Origin of the sequence: Arthrobacter sp. PsM3, from assembly GCF_030433895.1 — a bacterium.
Lineage (GTDB): Bacteria > Actinomycetota > Actinomycetes > Actinomycetales > Micrococcaceae > Arthrobacter.
In genome coordinates this window covers 16,613-40,001 of record NZ_JARUXE010000037.1, presented here as the reverse complement: position 1 = coordinate 40,001, position 23,389 = coordinate 16,613, and the positions used below count along the sequence as shown (strand labels likewise).

The following is a 23,389-nucleotide window of genomic DNA, read 5'->3' as shown; positions in this document are numbered from 1 at the left end:
AAGGCATACCGCCGTTGGGTCCGCTGGGGGACTCAACGACACACCCGCTCCGGCAGCATCCAGCCTGCACGGCGGCCGTCGGTCTGCGGCCGCCGTGCGGGGAGCAGATACCCGTCCCGGTATCATTCTTGGGGGGCGCTGCCGTGGCGCCCCGGGGGAAGGGACGAGGACAAGCGTGGACAGTTCGCCCAGCAGCAACACGGCACAGCTCTTGGGTGGCCGCTACCGGCTGGGGGAAGTGATCGGCCGGGGCGGAATGGCGTCCGTTTACAGTGCCAAGGACATGAACCTGGGCCGCGATGTTGCACTCAAGCTCTTTGCCCCGCAGTCCGCGGATCCGGACGAACTCCGGCGTCAGGAAGCCGAGATCGAACTGCTGGCAGCCCTGAACCATCCGAGCCTGGTGACCCTCTTCGACGCCGGCACGGATAGCCGCATCCCCGAGGAACCACGGCCTTTCCTGACCATGGAACTCGTCGCCGGGCAGGACCTCCGGGCCCGGGTCCGGCACAGCCCGCTGCCGCTGGATGAGATCGCGGTCATCGGGGCCGGGGTCGCGGATGCCCTGGCCTATGTGCACTCGCTTGGCATCATCCACCGGGATATCAAGCCGGCCAACATCCTGCTTGTACCGGTCCGGCCCGGGGAACCTTTGCGGCCGAAACTCACCGACTTCGGGATCGCCCGCCTTGTGGACGGGACCCGGCTGACCGCCACCGGCACCATGGTGGGAACCGCCGCGTACCTGAGCCCGGAACAGTCCCGGGGCGCCGACTTGGGTCCGGCAAGCGACATCTATTCGCTCGGACTGGTCCTGCTCGAATGCATCAAGGGCGACGTGGAGTTTCCCGGCAGCGCCGTGGAATCCGCCGTCGCGAGGCTGCACCGGGCCCCGGCCATCCCCGACTCTGTGCCTTCCGAATGGGCCCAACTCATCCGGGCCATGACCGCTCTGGATCCCCTGGACCGCCCGTCCGCCGCGGACCTCGAAGTGGCACTGCGGCATGCCCTGGTCTCCCCCGCGTCCCTTCCCGGCCTGCTCGCCGAAGAGCGCACCCGTGTTCTGCCTGCCCCGCCGGCCCGTCCCCCGCGGCAATCCCCAGCCGGCCCGGGCACCAGCCACGGTACGTTTGTCGCCCCGGATCACGGTGGCAAGTTGAATAACGTCGCCCGGGCCCTGCCTGCCCTGGACCCGGACGCGGCCACCACTCCGCAGGCAGACCGCGGCCCGCTACTGCCCCGGGCCGCCTCGCGCTTCCGGCAGGCCCGACGCCGCACCCGGATCCTGCTGTCCCTCGCGCTGCTGGCGGTCGTGACGGGCGCTGTCGCAGCCGCCGTCGCCCTTGCAACCCCGGAACCACCAGCCGTCGCTCCCTACCCGGCAGTGACCGGGGACGTTGGCATCCACCTGCAGGAGCTACAGAAAAGCGTGGAACCATGAGCCAACCAACCAGTCCCTCGCCCGGCGCGGCCCTTGGCAGCCCCCGTCGGATCCTCGCCGGCTGGCTCCTCGCCACGGTGCTGCTCACCGGCACCCTGGCCGGCTGTGCCGCGGCTCCGGAGCTGGACCGCGCTGCCGCCGTTGAACTTCAGGCCCAGGTCCTTTCCGTGACCGAGGCAGCCGCCGCCAATGATCCGGCCGCATCGCTGAAGCACCTCGACGAGCTCACAGTGAAACTCGACGAAGCGGCCGCCCGTGGCGAGGTGTCCTTCAAGCGGCACGAGAGCATCAGGAAGTCCGTCGACGCCGTCCGCGCGGACCTCAACGCCCAGCAGGCCGAAGCCGCCCGGGTTGCGGCCGAACAGGAAGCAGCAGCACAGGCCGCCGCGGCCGCCGCCCAGGCCGAAGCCGCCGCCGCGGCGGCGGCGGCCCCCCCGCCCGCCGTTGCGCCCGCACCGCCGGCCGACAGCGGCAAGACCAAAGGTAAGGGCAAGGGCAACGGTTAAGGCCGTGCCGAAGTCCGGGCTCGTGGCTGCTAGGCCCCGGAAGCCGGGAACCGATCCCATGCCCGGTGGGCAGCGAGCATACCGGTTAGCCTGGCAACGACGTCGTCCGGCCCGTCCCCCACGGCGATGCCCGGGGCGTCCTGCGGGATGCTTGCCCCGTCGAGGCAGGTGACACCGGTCCCCCAGCCGCCCATGGCCTTGGCATGCCGGAACATCTCCGACAGCAGGAGCAGGATCCGCGGATCCAGCGACGCGCCCGGCTCCCCGGCTTTGGCATCCCGCCCCTGCGCGGCGTCCTTGGCCGGTGCGCCCGAGGCGGCGACCAGCACGCCGTCGAACTCGGTGGAGCGCGCGGTGAGGTAGGTCCGCTGGACCGGGATCCCGTCGTCGGCTCCGCCGAGGAAGCCTCCGGCCGGTGCGATCACGAGCGGGACGATCCCGGCAGCGTCAAGGGCAGCGCGGGCGGTCCGGACGGATTCGAGATCACTGTCCTCGTCGGCGATAATTCCCACCACCCGGCCGGCCACCGGCCAGGATCCGCCCAGTTGGGAGACGGCCGGGCTCGGGGCGGAGTCAGCTACCTGTTCGGTGGGCTGCGGGGCCGGCATGCCGAGCCCGGATGCCACGGCCGCGCACAGGGCGGAATCGATGTTGGCCAGTGCCAGCAGCTGGCGCGCTCGGACGATCTCCTCGCGGCACTTCCCCAGTTCGAAGGTGTACGCCTGGACCACGTGGTCCTGTTCCACCGGGGTCAGGCTGCGGAAGAACAACCGCGCCTGGCTGTAGTGGTCATCGAAGGATGCGGGCGACTTCCGCTCCTTGACCGCGGCCGCGAGTTCTTCCGGGACGTCGATGAACGCGCCGAGATCCGCGCCGGCCAGGAACGGGCAGCCGCCGTCGAGGGAGTTCGGACGGTAGGGCGCCGCGCCCCCGTGCACTGCCGTCTGGTGCATGCCATCGCGCAGCATGTCATTGACGGGGGCGTGCGGCCGGTTGATCGGAAGCTGGCCGAAGTTGGGCCCGCCCAGCCTGCTGATCTGGGTGTCGATGTAGGAGAACAGCCGGACCTGCAGCAGCGGATCGTTGGTCACGTCGATGCCCGGGACGAGGTGGCCGGGATGGAAGGCGACCTGCTCTGTTTCGGCGAAGTAGTTCACCGGATTAGCGTTCAGGGTCATGATCCCGATCGGCTGCACGGGCGCACGTTCCTCCGGGACGAACTTCGTTGGGTCGAGCAGGTCGATCCCCTCGAAGAACTCCTCCTCTGTGTCCGGGAAGACCTGGACGCCGAGTTCCCACTGCGGGTGGGCTCCTGCCTCGATCGCGTCCGCCAGGTCCCGCCGGTGGAAGTCCGGGTCCATGCCGTTGATGAGCTGGGCTTCCTCCCAGAGCAGTGAATGGACGCCCTGCTTCGGCTTCCAGTGGAACTTCACCAGGCTGGTCGCGCCCTCGCGGTTGACGAAGCGGAAGGTGTGGACGCCGAAGCCCTCCATGGTGCGGTAGGAGCGTGGAAGTGCGCGGTCGGACATGTTCCACATGGTGTGGGCCTGGGCTTCGGTGTGCAGCGAGACGAAGTCCCAGAAGGTGTCATGGGCGCTCTGGGCCTGCGGGATTTCACGGTCCGGGTGGGGTTTTCCGGCGTGGATAATGTCCGGGAACTTGATGCCGTCCTGGATGAAGAAGACCGGGATGTTGTTCCCGACGAGGTCGAACGTGCCCTCGTCGGTGTAGAACTTGGTGGCGAAGCCGCGGGTGTCCCGGACCGTGTCCGCGGAGCCGCGGGAGCCCAGGACGGTGGAGAAGCGGACGAACACGGGGGTCTCGACGTCTTTGGCCAGGAACCCGGCACAGGTGATGTTCGACGCCGAACCGTAGGACCGGAAGACGCCGTGCGCTCCGGCGCCCCGGGCGTGGACCACCCGTTCCGGGATACGCTCGTGGTCGAAGTGGGTGATTTTCTCGCGCAGGTGGTGGTCCTGGAGCAGCACGGGTCCGCGCCGGCCGGCCTTCAGCGAATGGTCCGTGTCGGAAAGCCGGAGCCCCTGGGCCGTGGTGAGGTAGGCGCCGGACTGGGCCCGGGAGTTCGCCGGAGCGCCGGTGGGGCTGCCGGTCGGCGATACGGCTTCGGGCCCCTGCTGGTCAGGCTTCGGCGGAAGCGGTTCCCGCGGCGTTGTGGGCTCCTCCAGCGCGGGCGGCTCCACGGACACCGCACCGGGGATCTCGATGTTGCTCTCTTCTGGCATGGGTGACTCCTCGGGTAGGCAACCTTCGCCCCTTTCCGGCGGCGCACTGTGGCGCCCGAGCCGAAACTAAGCGTGCTTAGTACCCTAGGTGATGACATCCTCACAGGCAACACTCGTCCGGTGCCCGAGCCGCGAAACGCCGAACGGCGCACCGGACACTTCCGGTGCGCCGTTCGGTATAACGCCGTTCGGGCCCACGCACTGCCGGCAGGACGCCGGCTCAGCGGAACTAGTTCAGCATGGACAGGACTTCGCTGAACTTCGCCGAGGGGCGCATTACTGCGGTGACCTTTGCCTCGTCCGGGCGGTAGTAGCCGCCGAGGTCCACCGGGGAACCCTGGACGGCGAGGAGTTCGCCGATGATGGTCTCCTCCGCGGAATCCAGTGCGCCGGAAACGGCGGCGAAAGCCGCGGCCAGCTCGGCGTCGTCGCCCTGGCGGGAGAGCTCCTGGGCCCAGAACTTGGCCAGGTAGAAGTGGCTGCCGCGGTTGTCCAGTTCCCCGGCCTTGCGCTTCGGGGACTTGTCCTCCAGCAGGAAGGTGCCGGTGGCACGGTCCAGGGTGTCGGCCAGGATCTGCGCGCGGGCGTTGCCCGTGGAGGTGGCGAGGTGCTCGAAGCTGACGGCCAGGGCCAGGAACTCACCCAGGCTGTCCCAGCGCAGGTGGTTTTCCTTGAGCAACTGCTGGACGTGCTTCGGCGCGGAGCCGCCGGCGCCGGTTTCGAAGAGGCCGCCGCCGTTGATCAGCGGGACCACGGAGAGCATCTTGGCGCTGGTGCCGAGTTCCAGGATCGGGAACAGGTCCGTGAGGTAGTCGCGCAGCACGTTGCCGGTCACCGAGATGGTGTCCTCGCCCTTACGGATGCGCTCCAGGGTGAACCCCGTCGCCTCGTCCGGGGACATGATTTCGATCTGGAGGCCCTCGGTGTCGTAGTCCTTGAGGTATTCCTGGACCTTGGCGACCATCTGGGCGTCGTGTGCGCGGCCCTTGTCCAGCCAGAAGATGGCCGGCATGGCGGAGGCCCGGGCGCGGGTGACGGCCAGCTTGACCCAGTCGCGGATCGGCACGTCCTTTGTCTGGCAGGCGCGCCAGATGTCCCCCGGGGCAACCTGGTGCTCGATCAGCACGGTCCCGGCGTCGTCGACAACCTGCACGGTGCCGGCCGACTGGATCTCGAAGGTCTTGTCGTGGCTGCCATATTCCTCGGCGGCCTGGGCCATCAGGCCGACGTTCGGGACGGTACCCATGGTGGTCGGGTCGAAGGCGCCGTGGGCGCGGCAGTCATCGATGACGACCTGGTAGATGCCGGCGTAGCTGCTGTCCGGCAGGACGGCGAGCGTGTCGGCCTCCTGGCCGTCGCGGCCCCACATGTGGCCGGAGCTGCGGATCATTGCTGGCATGGAGGCGTCCACGATCACGTCGGACGGTACGTGCAGGTTGGTGATGCCCTTGTCCGAATCGACCATGGCCAGTTCGGGGCCGTCGTTCAGCCCCTGCTTGATGGCGGCTTCCACGTCGCCACGGATTTCCTCGGGGAGTTCCTCGAGGCCGTTGAGGATGGAGGCGAGTCCGTTGTTCGGGCTCAGGCCGGCGGCGGCGATCTGGGCTCCGTACTTGTCGAAGAGCTCGGAGAAGTACGCCTTGACGACGTGGCCGAAGATGATCGGGTCCGAGACCTTCATCATGGTGGCCTTGAGGTGGGCGGAGAACAGCACGCCCTCTTCCTTGGCGCGGGCAACCTGTGCGGCGAGGAAACTGTCCAGGGCGGCGGCCCGCATCACGGTGCCGTCGATGACCTCGCCGGCGAGGACGGGAAAGGCCCGCTTGAGGATCTTCACCGTGCCGTCTTCCTTAACCAGCTGGATCTTGATGTTCCCATCGGCCTTGATGACGACGGACTTCTCGTTGGCGCGGAAGTCGTCGGAGTCCATCGCGGCGACGTTGGTTTTGGACTCGGGGGTCCAAGCGCCCATGCTGTGCGGGTTCTGGCGGGCGTAGGCTTTGACCGAGAGCGGTGCGCGGCGGTCCGAGTTGCCTTCACGCAGTACCGGGTTGACGGCGGAACCCTTGATCTTGTCGTAGCGGGAGCGGATGTCCGTCTCCTCGTCCGAGGAGGGGTTGTCCGGGTAGTCCGGGAGGGCGTAGCCCTGGCCCTGAAGCTCCGCGATGGCAGCCTTCAGCTGCGGCGTGGAGGCGCTGATGTTCGGCAGCTTGATGATGTTGGCTTCGGGCTTCTTGACGAGGGCGCCAAGTTCAGCCAAGGCGTCGCTGACACGCTGCTCTTCGGTGAGGTAGTCGCCAAAAGCGGCGATGATACGGCCGGCCAGCGAAATGTCGCGGGTCTCCACTTCCACACCGGCCGTCGAAGCGAAGGCTTCGACAATCGGCAAGAACGAATAGGTGGCCAGCATCGGCGCTTCGTCGGTGTGGGTATAGATAATCTTTGCCATTGCTCGGGCGTCTCCCTGAAGGTCTGGGTATTTCCGGAATTTTTTTGCCATTTCAACACCCCCAACTTACCCGAGGGAGCATGGTTGCCGCCTACCGGCGTCCTATGGTGTGATCTCCGTGACGCCGGCAGCATGCCATGACAAGAATTGACAAAATTCTTTACAGATTCGTCAAAGCCCCGTAGTTTCGTTCCCATCACGGCGGCCGCCACCGGGCCGCCCCGCTTTTCACCGGTTAGGACACCATGAGAACACCCAAGACTCTGGCCACCAGCCTACTCAGCCTTTCGGCAGCGGCACTGCTGGCCCTGAGCGCTGCGGGCGCAGCAAGTGCAGCCCCCGCACCCGGTAATACCCCGGCAGAAACGTCGGGGGTCAGCAGCCACACCGTCGTCGAGACCGGCGGCGCCGAGTACTGGACCGCCGAGCGGATGCGCAACGCCACCCCCGGGGACGTCCTGGCCGACAAGGCCAAGCAGCGGAGCGCCAACCCCACTGCCGCGCTGAACCGCCCGGCGGAAGCGGCAGCACCGAGCACCATCGAAGCCCTGGCGCCCAGCCTGCAGGCGAAGCAAGCCCAGACCAAGGCGAACGCGAGCGAGACCCCGGTCAAGCACATCGGCAAGGTCTTCTTCACGCTCGGCGGCACCAACTACGTCTGCTCGGGCAACTCGGTCTCCTCCACCAACAAGAGCACCGTCTCCACGGCCGGGCACTGCGTCAACGAGGGCCCCGGCGCCTTCGCCACCGAGTTCACCTTCGTCCCGGCCTACCTCAACGGTTCCGCGCCCTACGGGATGTGGACGGCCAAGGCCCTCTACGCCCCGACCCAGTGGAGCTCCGGCGGTGACATGACCTACGACACCGGTTTCGCGGTCATGAACACGCTCAACGGCCAGAAGCTTGCGGACGTTGTCGGCGGCTCGGGCGTGCAGTTCAACGCCGCCCGCGGCCTGAGCTACAAGTCCTTCGGCTACCCGGCGGCGGCACCTTTCAATGGCGAGTCCCTGAAGAGCTGCAGCGGCACGGCCACGAACGACCCGTCCAACCCGCAGTTCAACACCCAGGGCATCCCCTGCAACATGACCGGCGGCTCCTCGGGCGGCCCATGGTTCATCGGTTCCAGCTCCACCGGCTACCAGAACTCGATCAACAGCTACGGCTACGGCAGCAAGTCCACCACGATGTACGGCCCGTACTGGGGCTCCGTCATCCAGCAGGCCTACACCACCGCGTCGGCCGCCGCCTAGCCGGACCACCAGCTATAGCAACACCAGCGCGGGGTCACCTGTGGTCCATCCCCGGCAGCGGGGATGGGCCACAATTGGCCCCGCCTTGGCGTTAACCCTGGTTTCGCACCCTGCTGCGGAGCCTGCCCCACGGGACATGTCCCCCGCCCGCGCCCAGCTATGGAGCCCGCCCCACGGGACATGCCCTCCGCACGGACCCTCGACTGGGCATAATCCCCTTATGTCCAGTCCCCGGCACCAGCAATGGACATGTCCCCTGGACAGCTGGCCGCATCCGGGCTTGGGGCCTCGCCGCCACCACTGGATATGCTCCTCCGCACCGACCCGGCACTGGACATAGTCCCCTTGTGCCCAGTCATAGGCACAAAGAATGGACATGTCCTCCGGAAAGGGAGGGCATGTCCATTCTTGGTGGGGCCGGCTGCGCGGGACCGCACGACCTGACTGGTGGAACCTGTGGAACCTGTGGAACTGGTGGAACCTGTGGAACCTGTGGAACTAGTGGAAGAAGTGCCGGGCGCCGGTGAAGTACATCGTGATGCCCGCGGCGTTGGCTGCGGCGATGACTTCCTCGTCCCGGACCGAACCGCCGGGCTGGACGACGGCGCGGACGCCGGCGTCGATCAGGATCTGCAGGCCGTCGGCGAACGGGAAGAACGCGTCCGACGCCGCCACGGCGCCGCGGGCCCGCTCGGGGGCTCCGGTCGCGTCGGCGTTCGAGGCGCCTCCCGCACCGTCGACCTCGGAGTCCACGCTCACACCGAGCGAGTTGGCCCGCTCGACGGCGAGCTTGCAGGAATCGAGCCGGTTGACCTGGCCCATGCCGATGCCGACGGCGGCACCGTTGTCCGCGAGCAGGATGGCGTTGGACTTGGCGGCGCGGCACGCGGTCCAGGCGAACGTGAGGTCGGCCAGGGTCGCGGCGTCGGCGGCGTCACCGGCGGCAAGGGTCCAGTTTGCGGGGTTGTCACCCTCGGCGTCGACCTTGTCGGTGGCTTGAACCAGCATGCCGCCGGAGACCTGGCGGAACTCTGTCGGGTAGCGGCCGTAGCCATCGGGCAGGGCCAGCAGCCGGATGTTCTTCTTCTTGGACAGAATCTCCACGGCCTCGTCCTCGAAGCCCGGCGCGATGACGACCTCGGTGAAGATGCCGGCCACGGTCCTGGCCATGCCGGCGGTGACGGTGCGGTTGGCAGCGATCACTCCGCCGAACGCGGAGACCGGGTCGCAGGCGTGTGCCTTGGCGTGCGCATCCGCGATGGGGTCCGCCGCGGAGGCCGACCCCACGGCCACGCCGCAGGGGTTGGCGTGCTTGATGATCGCGACGGCGGGCTCGGCGAAGTCGAAGGCCGCGCGGAGGGCGGCGTCGGCGTCGACGAAGTTGTTGTAGCTCATGGCCTTGCCGTGCAGCTGGTCGGCCTGCGCGATGCCGGCCGGGGCGGCATGGTCGACGTACAGGGCGGCCTGCTGGTGCGGGTTTTCGCCGTAGCGGAGGACCTCGGAGCGCTCCAGCGCCAGGCCGGCGTAGGCGGGCCAGTCGATCACGCCGTCGCCGTCCTCGTCGAGGAACTGGCTCGCGGACCAGGTCGCCACGGCGGTGTCGTAGCTGGCCGTGTGCGCGAAAGCCTTGGCGGCGAGCCGGCGCCGGGTCTTCAGGTCAAAACCGCCCGACGCGGCGGCAGCAACGACGTCGTGGTACGAGGACGGGTCCACCACAATCGCGACGGCGGCGTGGTTCTTCGCGGCGGAGCGCACCATCGCGGGCCCGCCGATGTCGATCTGCTCGACGACGTCATCCTGCGCGGCGCCGGACTTCACCGTTTCCACGAACGGGTAGAGGTTCACGACGACCAGGTCGAACGGCTCGATGTCCATCGAGGCGAGCGTGTCCATGTGGGCCGGGACACGGCGGTCGGCGAGGATGCCGCCGTGGACGCGCGGGTGCAGGGTCTTGACCCGGCCGTCCAGCATTTCCGGGGAGCCGGTGACTTCCTCGACTTCCTGCACCGGGATGCCGGCGGCGGCGATCTTCTTGGCGGTGGAGCCGGTGGAGACGATCTTGACGCCGGCCTCGTGCAGGCCCCTCGCGAGGTCCTCCAGACCGGTCTTGTCGTAGACCGAAATCAGCGCCCGCCGGATGGGGACACGGTCGATGGATGCACGGTCAAGCTGCGTGAAGCTCACAAAAGTCTCCGTCTTATATCGCGGCGGGGCCGCGGGTGGTGGGGATGGGGCCAGTTTATCGCGTCAGCGCGCCGGGCCTTTCCGCGCGCCGGAGTATGAAGCGCGCCGAACCGGTGCGCCCGGCCACGTAGAGTTTTCCCAGGAGGCTGAGAAATGAACACGTACACCACTGTGCCCAGCGGCGAACAGGTGGTCCAGGAACTGCCGTGGCGTTGGAAAGTGCAGGGCCGGATCTTCCTGATCGGCGGTCTGGGCTTCATGTTTGACGCCTGGGACGTCACGCTCAACGGCATCCTGATTCCGTTGCTGTCCAAGCACTGGTCCCTCAGCCCGGGCGACGCCGCCTGGATCGGTGCCTCGAACCTGATCGGCATGGCCCTGGGCGCCTTCGTCTGGGGCACCATCGCGGACACGATCGGGCGCAAGAAGGCCTTCACCGCCACCCTGCTGATCTTCTCGGTCTTCACCGTGCTCGGTGCGTTCTCCCCCGACTTCCTCTGGTTTGTGGCATTCCGCTTTATGGCCGGCTTCGGCCTGGGCGGCTGCATCCCCGTGGACTACGCGCTGGTGGGCGAATTCACGCCCCGCAAGCAGCGCGGCCGGGTCCTCACCGCGATGGACGGCTGGTGGCCGGTCGGGGCCGCACTGTGCGGTTTTGTGTCCGCCGGGCTGATCGCGGCCTTCGGGGACTGGCGGCTGACCATGCTGGTGATGGTGCTCCCGGCGCTGCTGGTGTTCTGGATCCGCCGCAGCGTCCCGGAATCCCCGCTGTTCCTGATCCGCAAGGGCCGGCGCGACGAGGCCGCCAAGGTGATCGACGATCTCGTCGCGGCCACCGGAGCCGAGCCCCGCGTCTACAGCCTGCCCGAGGCGCAGGAAGCCCCGCGGCTCTCCGCCGGCAGCGCCTGGACCCAACTACGCGCCCTGTGGCAGTACGACTGGAAGATCACGTCGGCGGCCTGGTCGCTGTTCTTTTCCATCCTGCTGGTGTACTACCTGTCGCTGACCTGGATGCCGCGGATCCTGATCGGCGCCGGCTTCGAGGAGTACAAGGCCTTCCTCACCACCGCCTCCATGGCCGCCGTCGGGCTCCTGGGCGTGGTGGTTGCCGCCCTGCTGGTGGAGCGTGTGGGCCGGAAGTGGGTCCTGGCGATCACCGGCCCGCTGTCCGCGCTGACGCTGGTGATCGTGGCGATTGTGGTGGACATCCCGACGGCGGCCGTGTTCTGGCTGCTGGTCTTCGGCTTTGTGGTGCAGGTGGCCATCCCGGTGCTCTACGCGTACGTCTCCGAGCTGTATCCGACGGAGCTGCGCGGCTCGGGCTTCGGCTGGGCGTCGACGTTTTCCCGGCTCGGGGCGGGCTTCGGGCCGCTGGTGTTCGCGGCGTTCCTCTGGCCGGAGCTGGGCCTGGCGACCTCGTTCGCCCTCGCCGGCGGGCTGGTGCTAATCAGTGTGCTGTGGATGGCGTTCTTCGCGCCGGAAACGAAACAGCGCCGCCTCGACTAGCGCCCCTCCCCCACCCCACCGGATGCGCTATCACTTTTGGTGCTTACCGACCCCTGGAGAGCACCAAAAGTGATAGCTCAACGGGCGGTGGGGTTGGGTGGACGGGCGGTGGGGGTGGATGGTCGGGGCAGGTCAGGCGGGTTTTTCCGCGGCGGCGAGGGATGCCAGCGTGGAAACCAGCAGCCGCCGCTCCACAACCTTGATCCGTTCGTGCAGGGACTCCTCGGTCTCACCGTCGCCGACCGCCACGGCTTCCTGCGCGATGATGGGGCCGGTGTCCACGCCGGCGTCGGCCCAGTGCACCGTGCAGCCGGTGACCTTCACGCCGTAGGCCAGTGCGTCGCGGACCCCGTGGGCGCCGGGGAACGAGGGCAGCAGGGCCGGGTGGGTGTTGAGGTATTTGCCGCCGAACGCGTCGATGAAGTCGGCGCTGACGATCCGCATGAACCCTGACGAGACGACGACGTGGGGCGAGTACGCGGCCACGGCCTCCGTGAGCGCCGCGTTCCAGGCGGCCCGGTCCGGGTAGGCCTTGAAGTCCACCACGAAGGTCGGGATTCCGGCGGCGGCCGAGCGCTCCACCCCGTAGGTTCCTGGCCGGTCCGCGCCGACCGCGGCGATCTCGACGTCGAGGCTGCCCGCTTGCACGGCGTCGATGACGGCCTGGAGGTTGGAGCCGGTGCCGGAGACGAGGACTACGATGCGCATTGTCCTAGCTTATGGGGCCGCTCGCGTAGGCTGGAAACCATGAATCCCCCGAACGACTCCGCCGGCAGCCCGGGCGGACAGCACCCGCTCAGCGACGCGGCCAAAGCCTCGCAGGCGAAAACCCACAATCTGTTCCGCAGCTTCGTCGTGGCGGTGTTGGGCTCGTTCTTCGTCTACCAGCTGGACATCAGCTACCTCTGGCTCAGTGCGCTCCTGACGGCGATCGCCATCGTGCTGGGCATCATGGTGCTCGTCCGCTACGCCAAGCTCAAGGAGTCCAAGTTCGTGCTCTTCGGGACGATTTCGGGGCTGGTGGTGGTGGCCGTGCAGGTACTGCTGCTCGTGTCCTCGGCGCTGTTCTTCAACCAGGTCCGGGACTACCAGCAGTGCAGCCGCCAGGCCCTGACCGAGCAGGCCGCCTCCATGTGCAGGACCCAGCTGCAGAAATCGATGCCCGTGCAGATGCGCTAAGCAGCCTGCCGCATCACAGGGACGCCGGCTTCAGGTCCGCTTCGCGCAGCGTCTGCTGGCGTTCCAGCCACGGCCCGGCGGCGTAACCGACCACGACGCCTACCGCCACCTCCGCAGCCACGAACAGTGCCGTCCGGAGCGGGTCGGGTCCAATCTCCGTGAGCCGCCCGATGCCGGCGGATCCCCCGGCCATCCAGGCCAGGGCCGCCGCGAGCAGCCCGGCGAAACTGCCGATCATGACGCCGAGCGCCAGCGTGGAGACCGTGGCGGTGAACCAACGGGCGTGGATCTTGATAGAGAGCCATTCGTCGAAGTGGTTTTCGCCCTCGCGCAGGAACCACCAGCCGGCCAGGGTTCCGGCGAGGACAGGCACCACCAGCGCGGCCACCCCGTAGTCCAGCGACCCGGCCGGCAGCGCCGCAAACACCGGGATCGAGGGCAGCGGTCCGACGGCGGTGCCGAGCGCCCCGGCCTGGGAGCCGATGCCGAGGGCGAAGCCCGCGCCGGAGGTCCAGGAAAGGGCGAAGACTGCCAAGTTGGGCAGGAAGCCGAGCTGCGCGATGGTGAGCACGGCACCTCCCAGGGCGCCGGCGTCGAGCGCTTCATAGACGGCGATCACGAGGTTCCAGTGGATGAACAAGGTGGCGGCGAGGAGCACGCAGGACATCGCCAGGCCGGCCATAAGCGCCACGAAGCCGGCTTTGATGGCGGACCCCAGGTAGGACCCGGCCCAGCGCGAATGCTGGCTGGTGCGGGAGAGCCAGTCGACGGCGTCGACGCCGATTAGCCGGCTCCAGGAGCCGGCCTCGCGGCGGGCGCCGATCACCATGCCGAGCCCGAACGGGACCAGTGGGATGAGTGCGGCGGACCAGAGACCCACTCCGACGTCGCCCGTGCGGCAGATGAAGCCGGTGGCCAGGCCGAATCCGGCGTACATCAGCCACGAGCCGAGCAGCGCCTGCCAGAGCTGGTCCGTGTAGGAGGCCCGCGCCAGCCGCCGGCCGGCGCGCCAGGCGAGCAGGAACGGGATGAGCGTCAGTCCGAGCGGGGTGAGGGACAGGACGCCGGACTGCGGCTGGGCCGCGGAGGCGATGCCGGCCGTGTCCAGCAGCAGCGGAACGCCGTGGATCAGCAGCCAGGCCTGGCCGGCGAGGCGGGCCAGGGCGTCGGGTGCGCTGTTCAGGAATCCGGCGGTGGCCCACACGGCGAGAATCGGGGCGGCCACCACCAGGGCGGAGATAATGGCCGCCTGCGCGGACTCAAGGGCTCCCTGCAGCCACAAGGGCATCGGAAGTCCACGTTCCCCGGTCTGATCAGCGCGCAGTTTCATCGTGTCCAATGGTGCCACGTGACGGCGTTCCGGCCCGTTCCGACAGGCTCAACCGGCGGATTATGCAGGTATTTTGCCCGGGCCGCGGGGTTGGGAGCGCATTCAACTGCCCGCCCTGCCGGCGCTTTTTTCCCTACTCCGCCGTAAAATTGGAGTGTCCGCAATCAGTGGTTGGAGGCAGAAAATGACTACCGCATCTCCACATGCACACGGCGTTCACTTCGGACGGACAGATGTCCAGAACGTCGGCATGGGTGTTGGTATCGTCCTTATAGTCGTGGGCGTCCTGGGGTTCATCCCCGGCATCACCACGCAGTACAGCTCATTGGCGATCGTTGGACCGAATTCAACAGCCCTGTTCCTGGGCCTGTTCCAGGTATCGATGCTGTTGAACATCATTCAGGCCGGCATCGGTGCCATCGGTCTGGTCATGTCCCGGAACAACCCCATGGGCGCCCGGAACTTCCTCATGGGCTTTGGCCTGCTGTACATCGTCCTTAGCGTCTACGGGCTCATTGTCGGTGTGGGGTCGGCGGCCAACTTCCTGTCGATGAACGTCATGAGTGCGTGGGGTTTCGTGATCTTGGGCGTAGCAATGGTAGGCGCCGGTTGGCTGTTGTCGAGGCATCTGGCTGACGACGCAAAGACCCGGTAGAGCAAACAACCGGGAAAAAGGGAGCCGCGAATGAGTAACGTTTCATAGCAATCCGAAAATTCGTACTACCTGCTGGTGCAGTCGCCCCGCGGAAACGCAGCGGCTGCACCAGCTTTCTTTGTGCCCGGCGGGGTTAGGTGGTGGCTCGGGCGGGCGAACCTCCGCCCAGCCGCCACAAATGGCCGCTATGCCCCCTAGAATTCAAGCCCCTGTCTTCACCCATTCACCACAAATGGCCGCTACCAGCCTGTCCGCCGGCACCCATTCACCGCAAGTGGCCGCTATTGACCTCGGCATAGCGGCCACTTGCGTCAAACGGCCGCCCACATGAACAGTCAGGCGATCCGCGGCCCACAGCCCGCACTGCCCACCAGGCAGCCCGCAGCCTCGGCCCGGACAGGCTCACGGCGGGGGAACTCAGGCGTCCTTGAGATCGATGCCCCTGGTTTCAGGGAGCCTGAACACCGCGAGCGCCGTGGCGAGGCAGAGCACGATGATGTAGGCGCTGGATAGCCAGCCCATGCTCCAACTGTTGAAGAGGGCATTTAAATAGGGTGCCGTTCCGCCAAAGATCGCAACTGACAAGGAATAGGCAAAGCCGATGCCCTGGGTGCGGATCTTCGTGGGGAAGTTCTCTGACAGCACGGCGGCGAGCAGTGCCCCCGGGATGGCGACAATGCACAGGGCCAGGCTGGCGGCGACGGCGAGTGTCCAGCCATCACTCGTGATCATGCCCATCAGCGGAAACTGCGAAGCGACCATGGCCACGGAGAAGCCGATCAGCAGGGGCTTGCGCCCGATCCGGTCTGAAAGCCGGCCCCAGAACGGCAGGCTGATGAGGGCAAGCGATTGGGCGATCACGGAGGCCCAGTAGGCGGTCTGGGGATCCATACCCCGCTGGGTGATGGCGAAGGTCGAGGCGTAGGAGGTCCAGGTGTAGTGCGCGGCGGTGATGCCCGAGGTCATGGCGATCATGAGCAGCACTGCGCGGATGATGGCCTTGCGCGGGATGGGTGCAACCTCGGCGGCCGCCGCCTTGGCTTCGAAGACTTCGCTCTCTTCCATGCTCCGGCGAAGGTAGAGCGCAGCCAGCGCCAGCACGGCCCCGAGAAGGAAGGGGATGCGCCATCCCCATTGGGCAACACCGGCCGCGCCCAGAACACTGGTCACGCCGCCGCCCACAACATAGGCCAGCACCGAGCCGCCGAAAATGGCTACGAATACTATGCTTCCCCACTGCCCGCGTTTGGCCGGAGGCGCGATCTCCGCGATGTAGGTGTTGGCCGTGGCGGACTCCCCGCCGTGGGCAAAGCCCTGGGCAACCCGGGCCAGTAACAGGAGGACGGAGGCCCAGATTCCCACCTGGCCATAGGTCGGCATCAGCCCGATCAGCAGCGAGCCGCCGGCCATGATCAGCATCGTGGTGATCAAAACGAACTTGCGCCCGCGCCGGTCCGCGATCCGGCCAAACACGACGCCGCCCAGCGGGCGCATCAGGAAGCCGACGGCGAAGACCGCCAGCGTGGAGAGCAGCGCCGAGACGGGGTCCTTGGAGTCGAACATCGCGGCCGCAATGAACGGCGCAAAGACGGCGTAGGCGCTCCACTCGTACCACTCCAGGACGTTTCCGATGGTGCTGGCGAACATGGAACGCCGTTTGGAGCTTTGATCGGAACGGGTCTGCTGCTGCCCGGAGGGCGGGGCAGCCTCAAGTCGGATGGTGCTATCCATGGTGGTTCCTTCCCTACTGCGCTGTATGAGGAATTCGGGTTCTGAGGCAATGGCTGAGGAGGCCGTGGCGCCGGTGGCGGCCATAGCTCAGGAGCGGAGGGGGCCCGCTGGGACGTCCCTTCGGTGCGGGCTTACTTCAGGCGGGTCGCGAGCCGTTCGGCGACGTCGAGCAGCTGCGGCACGCCGTGTTCCATCGCGGCGCCGAACCCGGTGTCGCCCGGACGTTCGCCGCGCAGCCAGCGGGTATGGATGGCTTCGCTGAAGATGGCCGCCTTCCACAGGGCCAGGGCCTGGTACCAGGGCAGCGGCGTGAGGTCCAAGGACATCCGCCCCTGGTACCGGTCGATCAGCTCCTGCCGCCGCAGGTACCCCGGAAGCCGGGTCACCGGCGTCAGTTCCATCGTCGTGAACGGCTCGTCGGCGTCGGCGTAGGTCGCGGTCAGATAGCCGAGATCGGCCAGCGGGTCCCCCAGCGTGGCCATTTCCCAGTCGAGCACGGCAGTCACGCGCGGCGGCCCGTCCGGGGCGAACATCAGGTTGCCGGTGCGGTAGTCGCCGTGGATCACCGAGTCGCGCTGGCTATCCGGCCGGTTTTCCTCCAGCCACGCCGCCAGGCGTCCGACGGCGGGCATGTCCCGCGTCGTGTTGACGTCCCACAGCGAGGCGAACCGGGCGACCTGGCGTTCGAGGTAGCCCTGGGGGCGGCCAATGCGGGCGATCTCGCCGCCGGACACGTCCAGGGAGTGCAGGTCCGCGAGGGTGTCCACCACGGCCTCGCTCGTTGCCCGGCGCGCCGCGAGGGGGTCGAGGTGCGGGGGAACCGTGTCGGTGAGGACGGTGCCGTTGAGGTGTTCCATCAGGTAGAACGGCACCCCGAGGACGGCGTCGTCCTCGCACACGGCAAGGATCCGCGGAACGGGCATGCCCAGCGGTGCCAGGGCCAGCTGGATCCGGGCTTCCCGCACCATGTCGTGGGTGGACTTGGGCAGCGGCGGCCGGGGTCCGCGGCGGAGCACGACGTCGGCCCCGTCCCGGCGGATCCGGAAGGTCACGTTCGACTGGCCGTCGCCGATCCGCTCCCACTCCAGGGGGCCGGAACCCAGACCTTCCTGGTCCAGGAAGCCGCGGACGGAGTCCAGGATGAGCAGCGGCGCTTGGGTCAGCGAGGCTGCCTGCTCCGGGCTGTCGACGACCTCGGGCTGGGCCGCTCCCGTGGCCTCCGCGGGCGTCATGATCCGGCTCCTTCGGGGAACCGGGCCGTACCAAGGAACGGCTCGCCCCCGGCAACCGCGCGCCGCCGCTGTGACGAGGCGCGCCGCGAGATGGCCCACTTGTGGGTCTCGTTGGCGCCGTCGTAAATCCGGAACGGACGCACTTCGGCGGCGTACTGTGCCAGCGGCAGCCCGTCGGAGACGCCGTCGCCTCCGCAGAGCTGGATGGCCCGGTCGATCACCCGGAAGACAGCCTCCGAGCAGTGCACCTTGGCGATCGAGGACATCGCCGAGCCGGCCTTGGGATCGGAGACCAGGAGGGCGGCGGTCTTGGTGATGATCGCGTCCGAGGTTTCGATGTCGATCACGGACTGGGCGATCATCTCCTGGGCGATGCCGAGCTGCGCGATGGGCGAGCCGAATATTTCCCGGGTGTCGGTCCGGTCCAGGGCGATGTCCAGCGAGCGCCGGGCCAGGCCGAGCCAGCGCATGCAGTGCGTGAGCCGGGCCGGTCCCAGCCGGACCTGGGCGTATTTGAAGCCGAGGCCGACTTCGCCAAGCACGGCCTCCGGCCCGACCACCACGTTCTCGAAGTGCAGGTTCGGGTGCCCGCCGGCGATGGTGCGGTCAATGGTGTGGATGGGGTTGCCCAGCCGGACGCCCCGGGCATCCATGTCCACCAGGAACATTGTCGCGCTGTCCGTCCCGGTCCCGGCATCGGGCGTCCGTGCCATGACGATCGCGAAGCCGGCGTGCTCGGCCCCGCTGGTGAAGCGTTTGTCCCCGGTGATGGTCCAGGACTCGCCGTCGCGGACCGCCGTGGTCAGCAGCCCTGCGGGGTCCGAACCCGCCCCCGGGTGGGGCTCGGTCATCCCGAAGCAGGAGAAGGTGTCGCCGGCCGCGAGCGGGGCAAGGTAGCGCTTTTTCTGTTCCTCGGTGCCGATGATGTTCAGCATGTGCATGTTGCCCTCATCCGGCGCCATGCAGTTCAGGACGGCCGGCCCGATCGGGGAATAGCCAGCCTCCTGGAAGATCGGTGACCACTGGTCCACCGACAGGCCCTGGCCGCCGAAAGCGACGGGGACGTGCGGGGCGAACACGCCGGCTGCTTTGGCGGCTTCGCCGAGTTCGCGGCGGAGACCGTCGTCGAGGCGTTCGCCCGGCCGCGGCTCGGCAGGAATCACGACGCCGCGGATGAAGTCGCGGGTGCGGAGCCGGAGGCCTTCGACGGCGGGAGGCAGGGAGCTTTGGTTCATGGGAGGTCCTTTCGGGCCGGACGGTCTGAGGCGCTGAGGCACGGAGGCGTAGAAGCGGAGGCGGGGTTTAGGCGGCGCCGCCGGCGGCGAGCAGGCCGCCGTCGACCGTGAGTATCTGGCCGGTGATCCAGCCGGCGTCCGGGGAGGCGAGGAACGCGACGGCGGCGGCGACATCCTCGGGCACGCCGAGCCGCTTGAGCGGGTAGTGCCCGGCGACCTCTGTTTCCTTGCCCTCGTAGAGCGCCTTCGCGAACTGGGTCTTGACGACGGCGGGGGCGACGGCGTTGACTCGGACCTCGGGGCCGAGTTCGACGGCGAGGGTGCGGGTCAGGTGGGAGACCGCGGATTTGCTGATGCCGTAGAGCCCGATCCCTTCGGACGGGGTGTCGCCGGTGACGGAGGAGATGTTCACGACGCAGCCGCCGCGGTCCCGGAAGGCCAGCCCGGGATGGGACAGCGCGCCCTGCACCCAGGCGAGGGTTCCGATGACGTTGACATTGAAGACCTTGCGTGCGGCGTCGAGGTCGAGTTCGGCCAGCGGACCGTAGACCGGATTGATGCCGGCGTTGTTGACCAGGATGTCCAGGCCCCCGGTTTCGCGGGCAATCAGCTCGAAGACGGCCTGCTGGTGCCCGGCGTCGTCCGCCTTGCCGGCGACGCCATACGCGGTGCCGGCGGGGAAAGTTGCGACGGCGTCGTCGAGGGTTTCCTGCGTCCTGGCCGTCAGGATGACCCGTGCACCTTCCGCAGCAAGCCGGCGGGCGATCGCCAGGCCGATGCCGCGGCTGGAGCCGGTCACCAGGGCGGTCTTGCCGTCGAGCCGGTGCGGGATGGGGGGCTGGGTTTCGTTCTGTCCGGTCACGTTCAGTCCTTCAGGTTCAGGCCGCGGAGTTCCCGCCGCTGGATCTTGCCGGTGTGTGTTTTGGGGAGATCGTTCAGGATGTAGAGCCGGCGCGGATACTTGTAGGCGGCCAGCCGCTCCTTGGCGAAGGAGACCAGCTCGGCGTCGGTCGTATGTTCGCCGGCCTTGAGGGAGACGTAGGCGACCACCGCCTCGCCGCTGTAGCTGTCCGGCTGGCCGACCACCGCCGCTTCGAGGACCGCCGGGTGTTCGTAGAGGGCGTCTTCGACCTCCCGGGGCCACACCTTGTAGCCGGAGACGTTGATCTGGTCCTTCATCCGGTCCACGAGGTAGATCCAGCCGGCCGCGTCCATGATGGCGACGTCCCCGGTCCGCAGCCGGCCGCCGGGAATCGCCGCTGCTGTTTCTGCCGGTTTGTTCAGGTAGCCGGGTGTCACCTGCGGCCCGCTGAGCTCCAGCTCCCCGGGCTCCCCGTCCGGAACCGGTTCGCCGTCGAGGCCAATGACCCGGGCCACGAGATTCGGCAGGGGCACGCCGATCGCGAGCGTGCCGCTGGCTGGGTCGACCGGCGCCACCGAGCCTGGCGGGACGGCGATCACCGCCGAGGCCGTCTCGGTCATGCCGTACACGTTGTGGATGTACTGCCCGAACCGTGCCTGGAAGGTGGCCACCGTGGCCGGCGGGATGGGCGCCCCGCCGGAGTAGATGTACTTGAGCGTCGCGAACTCCGCGGCCGTCGCGTGGGCGAGGTCCAGGAGGGCATTGAACACGGTGATCGACCCGATCACATGGGTCACGCCGTGCCGGTTGAAGGATTCGAGGATAACGTCCGGGCGGACCCGGTTGATGAACACCAGGTTCACGGGATGGATGAGGGCCGTCACCGCGGTGGCCACCGCGCCAGTGATGTGGAAGAGGGGTGCGACGGCGAGCACCACGTCGCCCGGCGCCAGATCCTGCCACTGCGCGTAGCCCGTGGCCACGGTGAGCACGTTCCGGTGGGTTCCCAGGGCACCCTTGGCCGGGCCGGTGGTTCCCGAGGTATAGGTCAGCAGCGCCACGCTGTCCCCGGTGAGCGGCGGCGGCACCGGGACCTGGCCGGACCTCCGCTGGAGGATCGAGTGCAGGTCTTCCCCCGTCCGTTCCAGCCGGTCCGGCGAGCGGAAGAGCCGCGGATCATCCTCGCTTTGGAAGTCCAGGTCCGAGGTGGTGATCGTCCACGCCACGGTGCTGCCGCGGAGCGTCTCTCTCACGCCGTCGAGCTCGCGGTCCAGGCAGATGATCCCGAGGGCGCCCGAGTCGTCGATGATGTTGCGGAGCTCTTTGCCCTTGTACATCGGGTTCAGCATCAGCGCCGTTCCCCCGGCCTTCCAGATCGCCAGCATGGACAGGGCGAACTGGGGAATGTTCTGCAGGTAGATGCCGACGGCACTGCCGGGGCCAACCCCCCGCTGTTGAAGTTCGACGGCAAGCGCATCGGTGAGGGAGCCGACGTCGGACGCGGACAGCGACTGGTCGAAGTAGGTGACCGCGGTGGAGTCCGGTGCTTCACGGACGCGTTGGGCCCAGGCGTCGTTGATGGTCCCGGCGGCCGGCTGTGTGCGGGGTGGGACGCCGTCGGGATACAGGGCGGTCCATGGTGGGTCTGCGGTTTCGTTCACGGCGATGAGTCTCTTCTTCGTTGACAGAGGACAGTGAATCTTTGTGTGACTTGGCCTACTTTACCGAGCGCTCGCTCGGTTTCATCGAATATAGTGTAGATACACAACTACGGCAAGGGGTCACGGGGACATGGTCGGACAAAGTGCCAGGCAATCGACGACGCCGGCCGCGGCAACGGGCGCAGGGCGCCCGGGGGCTGCGAGTGCCGCGGGAGGGTGGCAGGACTTCTCGCCGCCTGCCCTCCGCCCGGCCCTGGCGGCGGCCTTGGCCTGCTTCATGGAAAACGGCTACCACGGGACGACGATCCGCCAGGTCGCCACCCGGGCAGGGCTGTCAGTCCCCGGCCTGTATCACCACTTCCCCTCGAAGCAGGCACTGCTCGTGGCCCTCGACGACGAGGCCATGAACGAGCTCTGGAACCGGAGCACGGCCGCCCTGGCCGACGGGCCGCAGTCGGTGCTGGACCGGTTCGACCGGCTGATCCGCTGCCTCACGCTCTTCCATGCGCACCGGGGCGGGCTCGCGTTCATCGCCCTCAGTGAGATCCGCAGCCTGGAGGGATCCGCCCGGGCCGAACACATTGCGGCCCGCGACCGGCAGCAGGCGCTGCTCAGCGGGATCATCGACGAAGGTGTGGCAACCGGGATCTTCGATGCGCCCCACCCCCGCGAGACCAGCCGCGCCATCACCACCATGTGCACCGGTGTGGCCCAGTGGTACCGGATCGACGGCGAACTCACGCCCGAGGAACTGGCGGACCGCTATGGCAGGCTGTGCCGGCTGACCGCAGGGGCAGCCGCCGGCCGCTGACGGGCTACTCCGGCGAGGAAACACTCCCGTCTCTTGTGTTCGCCGCGCGCGCCCGCCCGTTCGCACCGATTCACCGCAAACGGCCGCTACCAGCCCATCCACCCGCACCCATTCACCACAGACGGCCGCTATTCACCCCCGCTTAGCGACCATTTGCGTCCAATCGCCGAATCGCAGGCTGCCACTCGCCGGGATCACTCCTGCAAGAATGGCCAGATGACCGCCATCATCCTGGGCTGGAACCCGGACCGCTGGAATGACTGGAACTACGCTGAGGTCGTTGAGCGCGTCGCCGCGACCGGCGTGCACCTCGAGCGATGGAGCGTGGGCCGCCACCGGAATATCAGTGCCGGCACGGACGCCTGGCTGCTCTTGCAGGGAGACCACGGCCGGGGACTTATTGGCCACGGCATCGTGGTCTCCAAGCAGCCTGAACCCGGGCCGCATTATGCCGAACCAGGGAAGACCGCGATGTTCGTGCAGGTGGCCTTCGACGTCCTCCTTCCCATGGGCGACCAGATAACCCCCGAAATTCTCAAGGAAGCCGTGCCCGCGGTCCCATGGGGCAGCGTGTTCGGCTCAGGGCACGCCGTCGAACCGTCCGAAGAAGCCAATATCCGCGCCTTGTGGGGTACTTTCGGGCCCCCGCAAGGCCCAGATCCAACGGAGGCCGTCCCCGGGACCTACCCAGAAGGGGCGGTCGTCAGGGTAGAGGTCAACATCTACGAACGCGACCCAGAGGCCCGGCGCGCCTGCATCGCCTACCACGGCACTCACTGCGCGGCGTGCGGTTTTTCCTTCGAAATGGCCTATGGCGGGATCGGCAAGGGCTTTATTCACGTCCACCATGTCGTCCCGGTGTCCCGGCTTGGCAGCGGCTACCAGCTCGATCCCATCACCGACCTCGTCCCGCTCTGCGCCAACTGCCACGCCATGGCCCACCAGGGCGTGAGCACGCCGCGGACCGTAGCCGAGCTGCGCCGGATCATCGCCGACGCCGGGTTCCTCCGCGGATCCACTGTCACTGACGAACAGCTGGAGGCCCAGCGGCAGGCCCGGGAGCTCCTGGGGCCGCAGTAGGCCCGCCGCGGCGCCGGTTGTCCTGCGCCTCCAG

General features: G+C 67.9%; 18 protein-coding genes. 8 read left to right on the top strand and 10 right to left on the bottom strand.

All coding sequences use genetic code 11. From position 1 onward, the window contains the following. The first annotated feature begins 175 nt into the window (after positions 1-175). Positions 176-1,441, top strand: coding sequence for a serine/threonine-protein kinase (locus QCD75_RS17550; RefSeq protein WP_301230692.1), 1,266 nt, complete (start codon positions 176-178; stop codon positions 1,439-1,441). Beyond that, the gene (locus QCD75_RS17545; protein WP_301230691.1) at positions 1,438-1,947 is read left to right on the top strand and encodes a mucin-associated surface protein; all 510 of its coding nucleotides are present in this window, start codon (positions 1,438-1,440) and stop codon (positions 1,945-1,947) included. The genes QCD75_RS17550 and QCD75_RS17545 overlap by 4 nt, the downstream gene beginning before the upstream one ends. A 29-nt stretch (positions 1,948-1,976) precedes the next feature. Here the strand turns inward: QCD75_RS17545 and QCD75_RS17540 are convergent, their stop codons facing one another. Next, positions 1,977-4,190, bottom strand: a complete 2,214-nt coding sequence (locus QCD75_RS17540; RefSeq protein WP_301230690.1) for a catalase — start codon at positions 4,188-4,190, stop codon at positions 1,977-1,979. Between the two features lie 229 nt (positions 4,191-4,419). Then, positions 4,420-6,639 carry an NADP-dependent isocitrate dehydrogenase gene (locus tag QCD75_RS17535; protein WP_301230689.1) on the bottom strand — a complete coding sequence of 740 codons (2,220 nt, stop codon included), beginning with the start codon at positions 6,637-6,639 and terminating at the stop codon, positions 4,420-4,422. Positions 6,640-6,884: 245 nt separating this feature from the next. On the opposite strand from QCD75_RS17535, the gene QCD75_RS17530 reads away from it, so the two are divergent. Beyond that, positions 6,885-7,889 carry a trypsin-like serine peptidase gene (locus tag QCD75_RS17530; RefSeq protein ID WP_301230688.1) on the top strand — a complete coding sequence of 335 codons (1,005 nt, stop codon included), beginning with the start codon at positions 6,885-6,887 and terminating at the stop codon, positions 7,887-7,889. 498 nt (positions 7,890-8,387) lie between these two features. Here QCD75_RS17530 and purH read toward each other — a convergent pair whose 3' ends face one another. Further along, positions 8,388-10,073, bottom strand: coding sequence for a bifunctional phosphoribosylaminoimidazolecarboxamide formyltransferase/IMP cyclohydrolase (gene purH / locus QCD75_RS17525; protein WP_301230687.1), 1,686 nt, complete (start codon positions 10,071-10,073; stop codon positions 8,388-8,390). Between the two features lie 153 nt (positions 10,074-10,226). Here purH and QCD75_RS17520 point away from each other — a divergent pair, with 153 nt between their 5' ends. Further along, complete coding sequence (locus QCD75_RS17520; RefSeq protein WP_301230686.1) at positions 10,227-11,579, top strand: MFS transporter; 1,353 nt, start codon at positions 10,227-10,229, stop codon at positions 11,577-11,579. Positions 11,580-11,711: 132 nt separating this feature from the next. On the opposite strand, the gene purN is transcribed toward QCD75_RS17520, so the two are convergent. Then, positions 11,712-12,287, bottom strand: a complete 576-nt coding sequence (gene purN / locus QCD75_RS17515; protein ID WP_301230685.1) for a phosphoribosylglycinamide formyltransferase — start codon at positions 12,285-12,287, stop codon at positions 11,712-11,714. 39 nt (positions 12,288-12,326) lie between these two features. Between purN and QCD75_RS17510 the strand changes: the two genes are divergently transcribed. Further along, the gene (locus QCD75_RS17510; RefSeq protein WP_301230684.1) at positions 12,327-12,758 is read left to right on the top strand and encodes a hypothetical protein; all 432 of its coding nucleotides are present in this window, start codon (positions 12,327-12,329) and stop codon (positions 12,756-12,758) included. Between the two features lie 13 nt (positions 12,759-12,771). Here the strand turns inward: QCD75_RS17510 and QCD75_RS17505 are convergent, their stop codons facing one another. Beyond that, positions 12,772-14,088: a cell division protein PerM gene (locus QCD75_RS17505; protein WP_301230683.1), complete on the bottom strand. Its 1,317-nt coding sequence runs from the start codon at positions 14,086-14,088 to the stop codon at positions 12,772-12,774. A 250-nt stretch (positions 14,089-14,338) separates the two neighbouring features. Between QCD75_RS17505 and QCD75_RS17500 the strand changes: the two genes are divergently transcribed. Further along, positions 14,339-14,743, top strand: a complete 405-nt coding sequence (locus tag QCD75_RS17500; protein ID WP_301230682.1) for a DUF4383 domain-containing protein — start codon at positions 14,339-14,341, stop codon at positions 14,741-14,743. Positions 14,744-15,160: 417 nt separating this feature from the next. On the opposite strand, the gene QCD75_RS17495 is transcribed toward QCD75_RS17500, so the two are convergent. The 5 genes from QCD75_RS17495 to QCD75_RS17475 all read right to left on the bottom strand — a co-directional run bounded on the left by QCD75_RS17495 (position 15,161) and on the right by QCD75_RS17475 (position 21,464). Further along, positions 15,161-16,474 (bottom strand): MFS transporter, encoded by a 1,314-nt coding sequence (locus QCD75_RS17495; protein WP_301230681.1) that lies wholly within the window; start codon positions 16,472-16,474, stop codon positions 15,161-15,163. Between the two features lie 131 nt (positions 16,475-16,605). Next, entirely contained in the window at positions 16,606-17,706 is a 1,101-nt protein-coding gene (locus QCD75_RS17490; RefSeq protein WP_301230680.1) for a phosphotransferase family protein, read from the bottom strand. Next, positions 17,703-18,941, bottom strand: coding sequence for an acyl-CoA dehydrogenase family protein (locus QCD75_RS17485; protein ID WP_301230679.1), 1,239 nt, complete (start codon positions 18,939-18,941; stop codon positions 17,703-17,705). Before QCD75_RS17485 ends, QCD75_RS17490 begins: the two co-directional genes overlap by 4 nt. Before the next feature lie 67 nt (positions 18,942-19,008). Continuing rightward, the gene (locus QCD75_RS17480; protein WP_301230678.1) at positions 19,009-19,803 is read right to left on the bottom strand and encodes an SDR family oxidoreductase; all 795 of its coding nucleotides are present in this window, start codon (positions 19,801-19,803) and stop codon (positions 19,009-19,011) included. A 2-nt stretch (positions 19,804-19,805) separates the two neighbouring features. Then, positions 19,806-21,464, bottom strand: a complete 1,659-nt coding sequence (locus QCD75_RS17475; protein WP_301230676.1) for a class I adenylate-forming enzyme family protein — start codon at positions 21,462-21,464, stop codon at positions 19,806-19,808. Positions 21,465-21,594: 130 nt separating this feature from the next. Here QCD75_RS17475 and QCD75_RS17470 point away from each other — a divergent pair, with 130 nt between their 5' ends. Continuing rightward, complete coding sequence (locus QCD75_RS17470; protein ID WP_301230675.1) at positions 21,595-22,275, top strand: TetR/AcrR family transcriptional regulator; 681 nt, start codon at positions 21,595-21,597, stop codon at positions 22,273-22,275. Positions 22,276-22,491: 216 nt separating this feature from the next. Further along, positions 22,492-23,355 (top strand): HNH endonuclease, encoded by an 864-nt coding sequence (locus QCD75_RS17465; RefSeq protein ID WP_301230674.1) that lies wholly within the window; start codon positions 22,492-22,494, stop codon positions 23,353-23,355. The last annotated feature ends 34 nt before the right edge of the window (positions 23,356-23,389 follow it).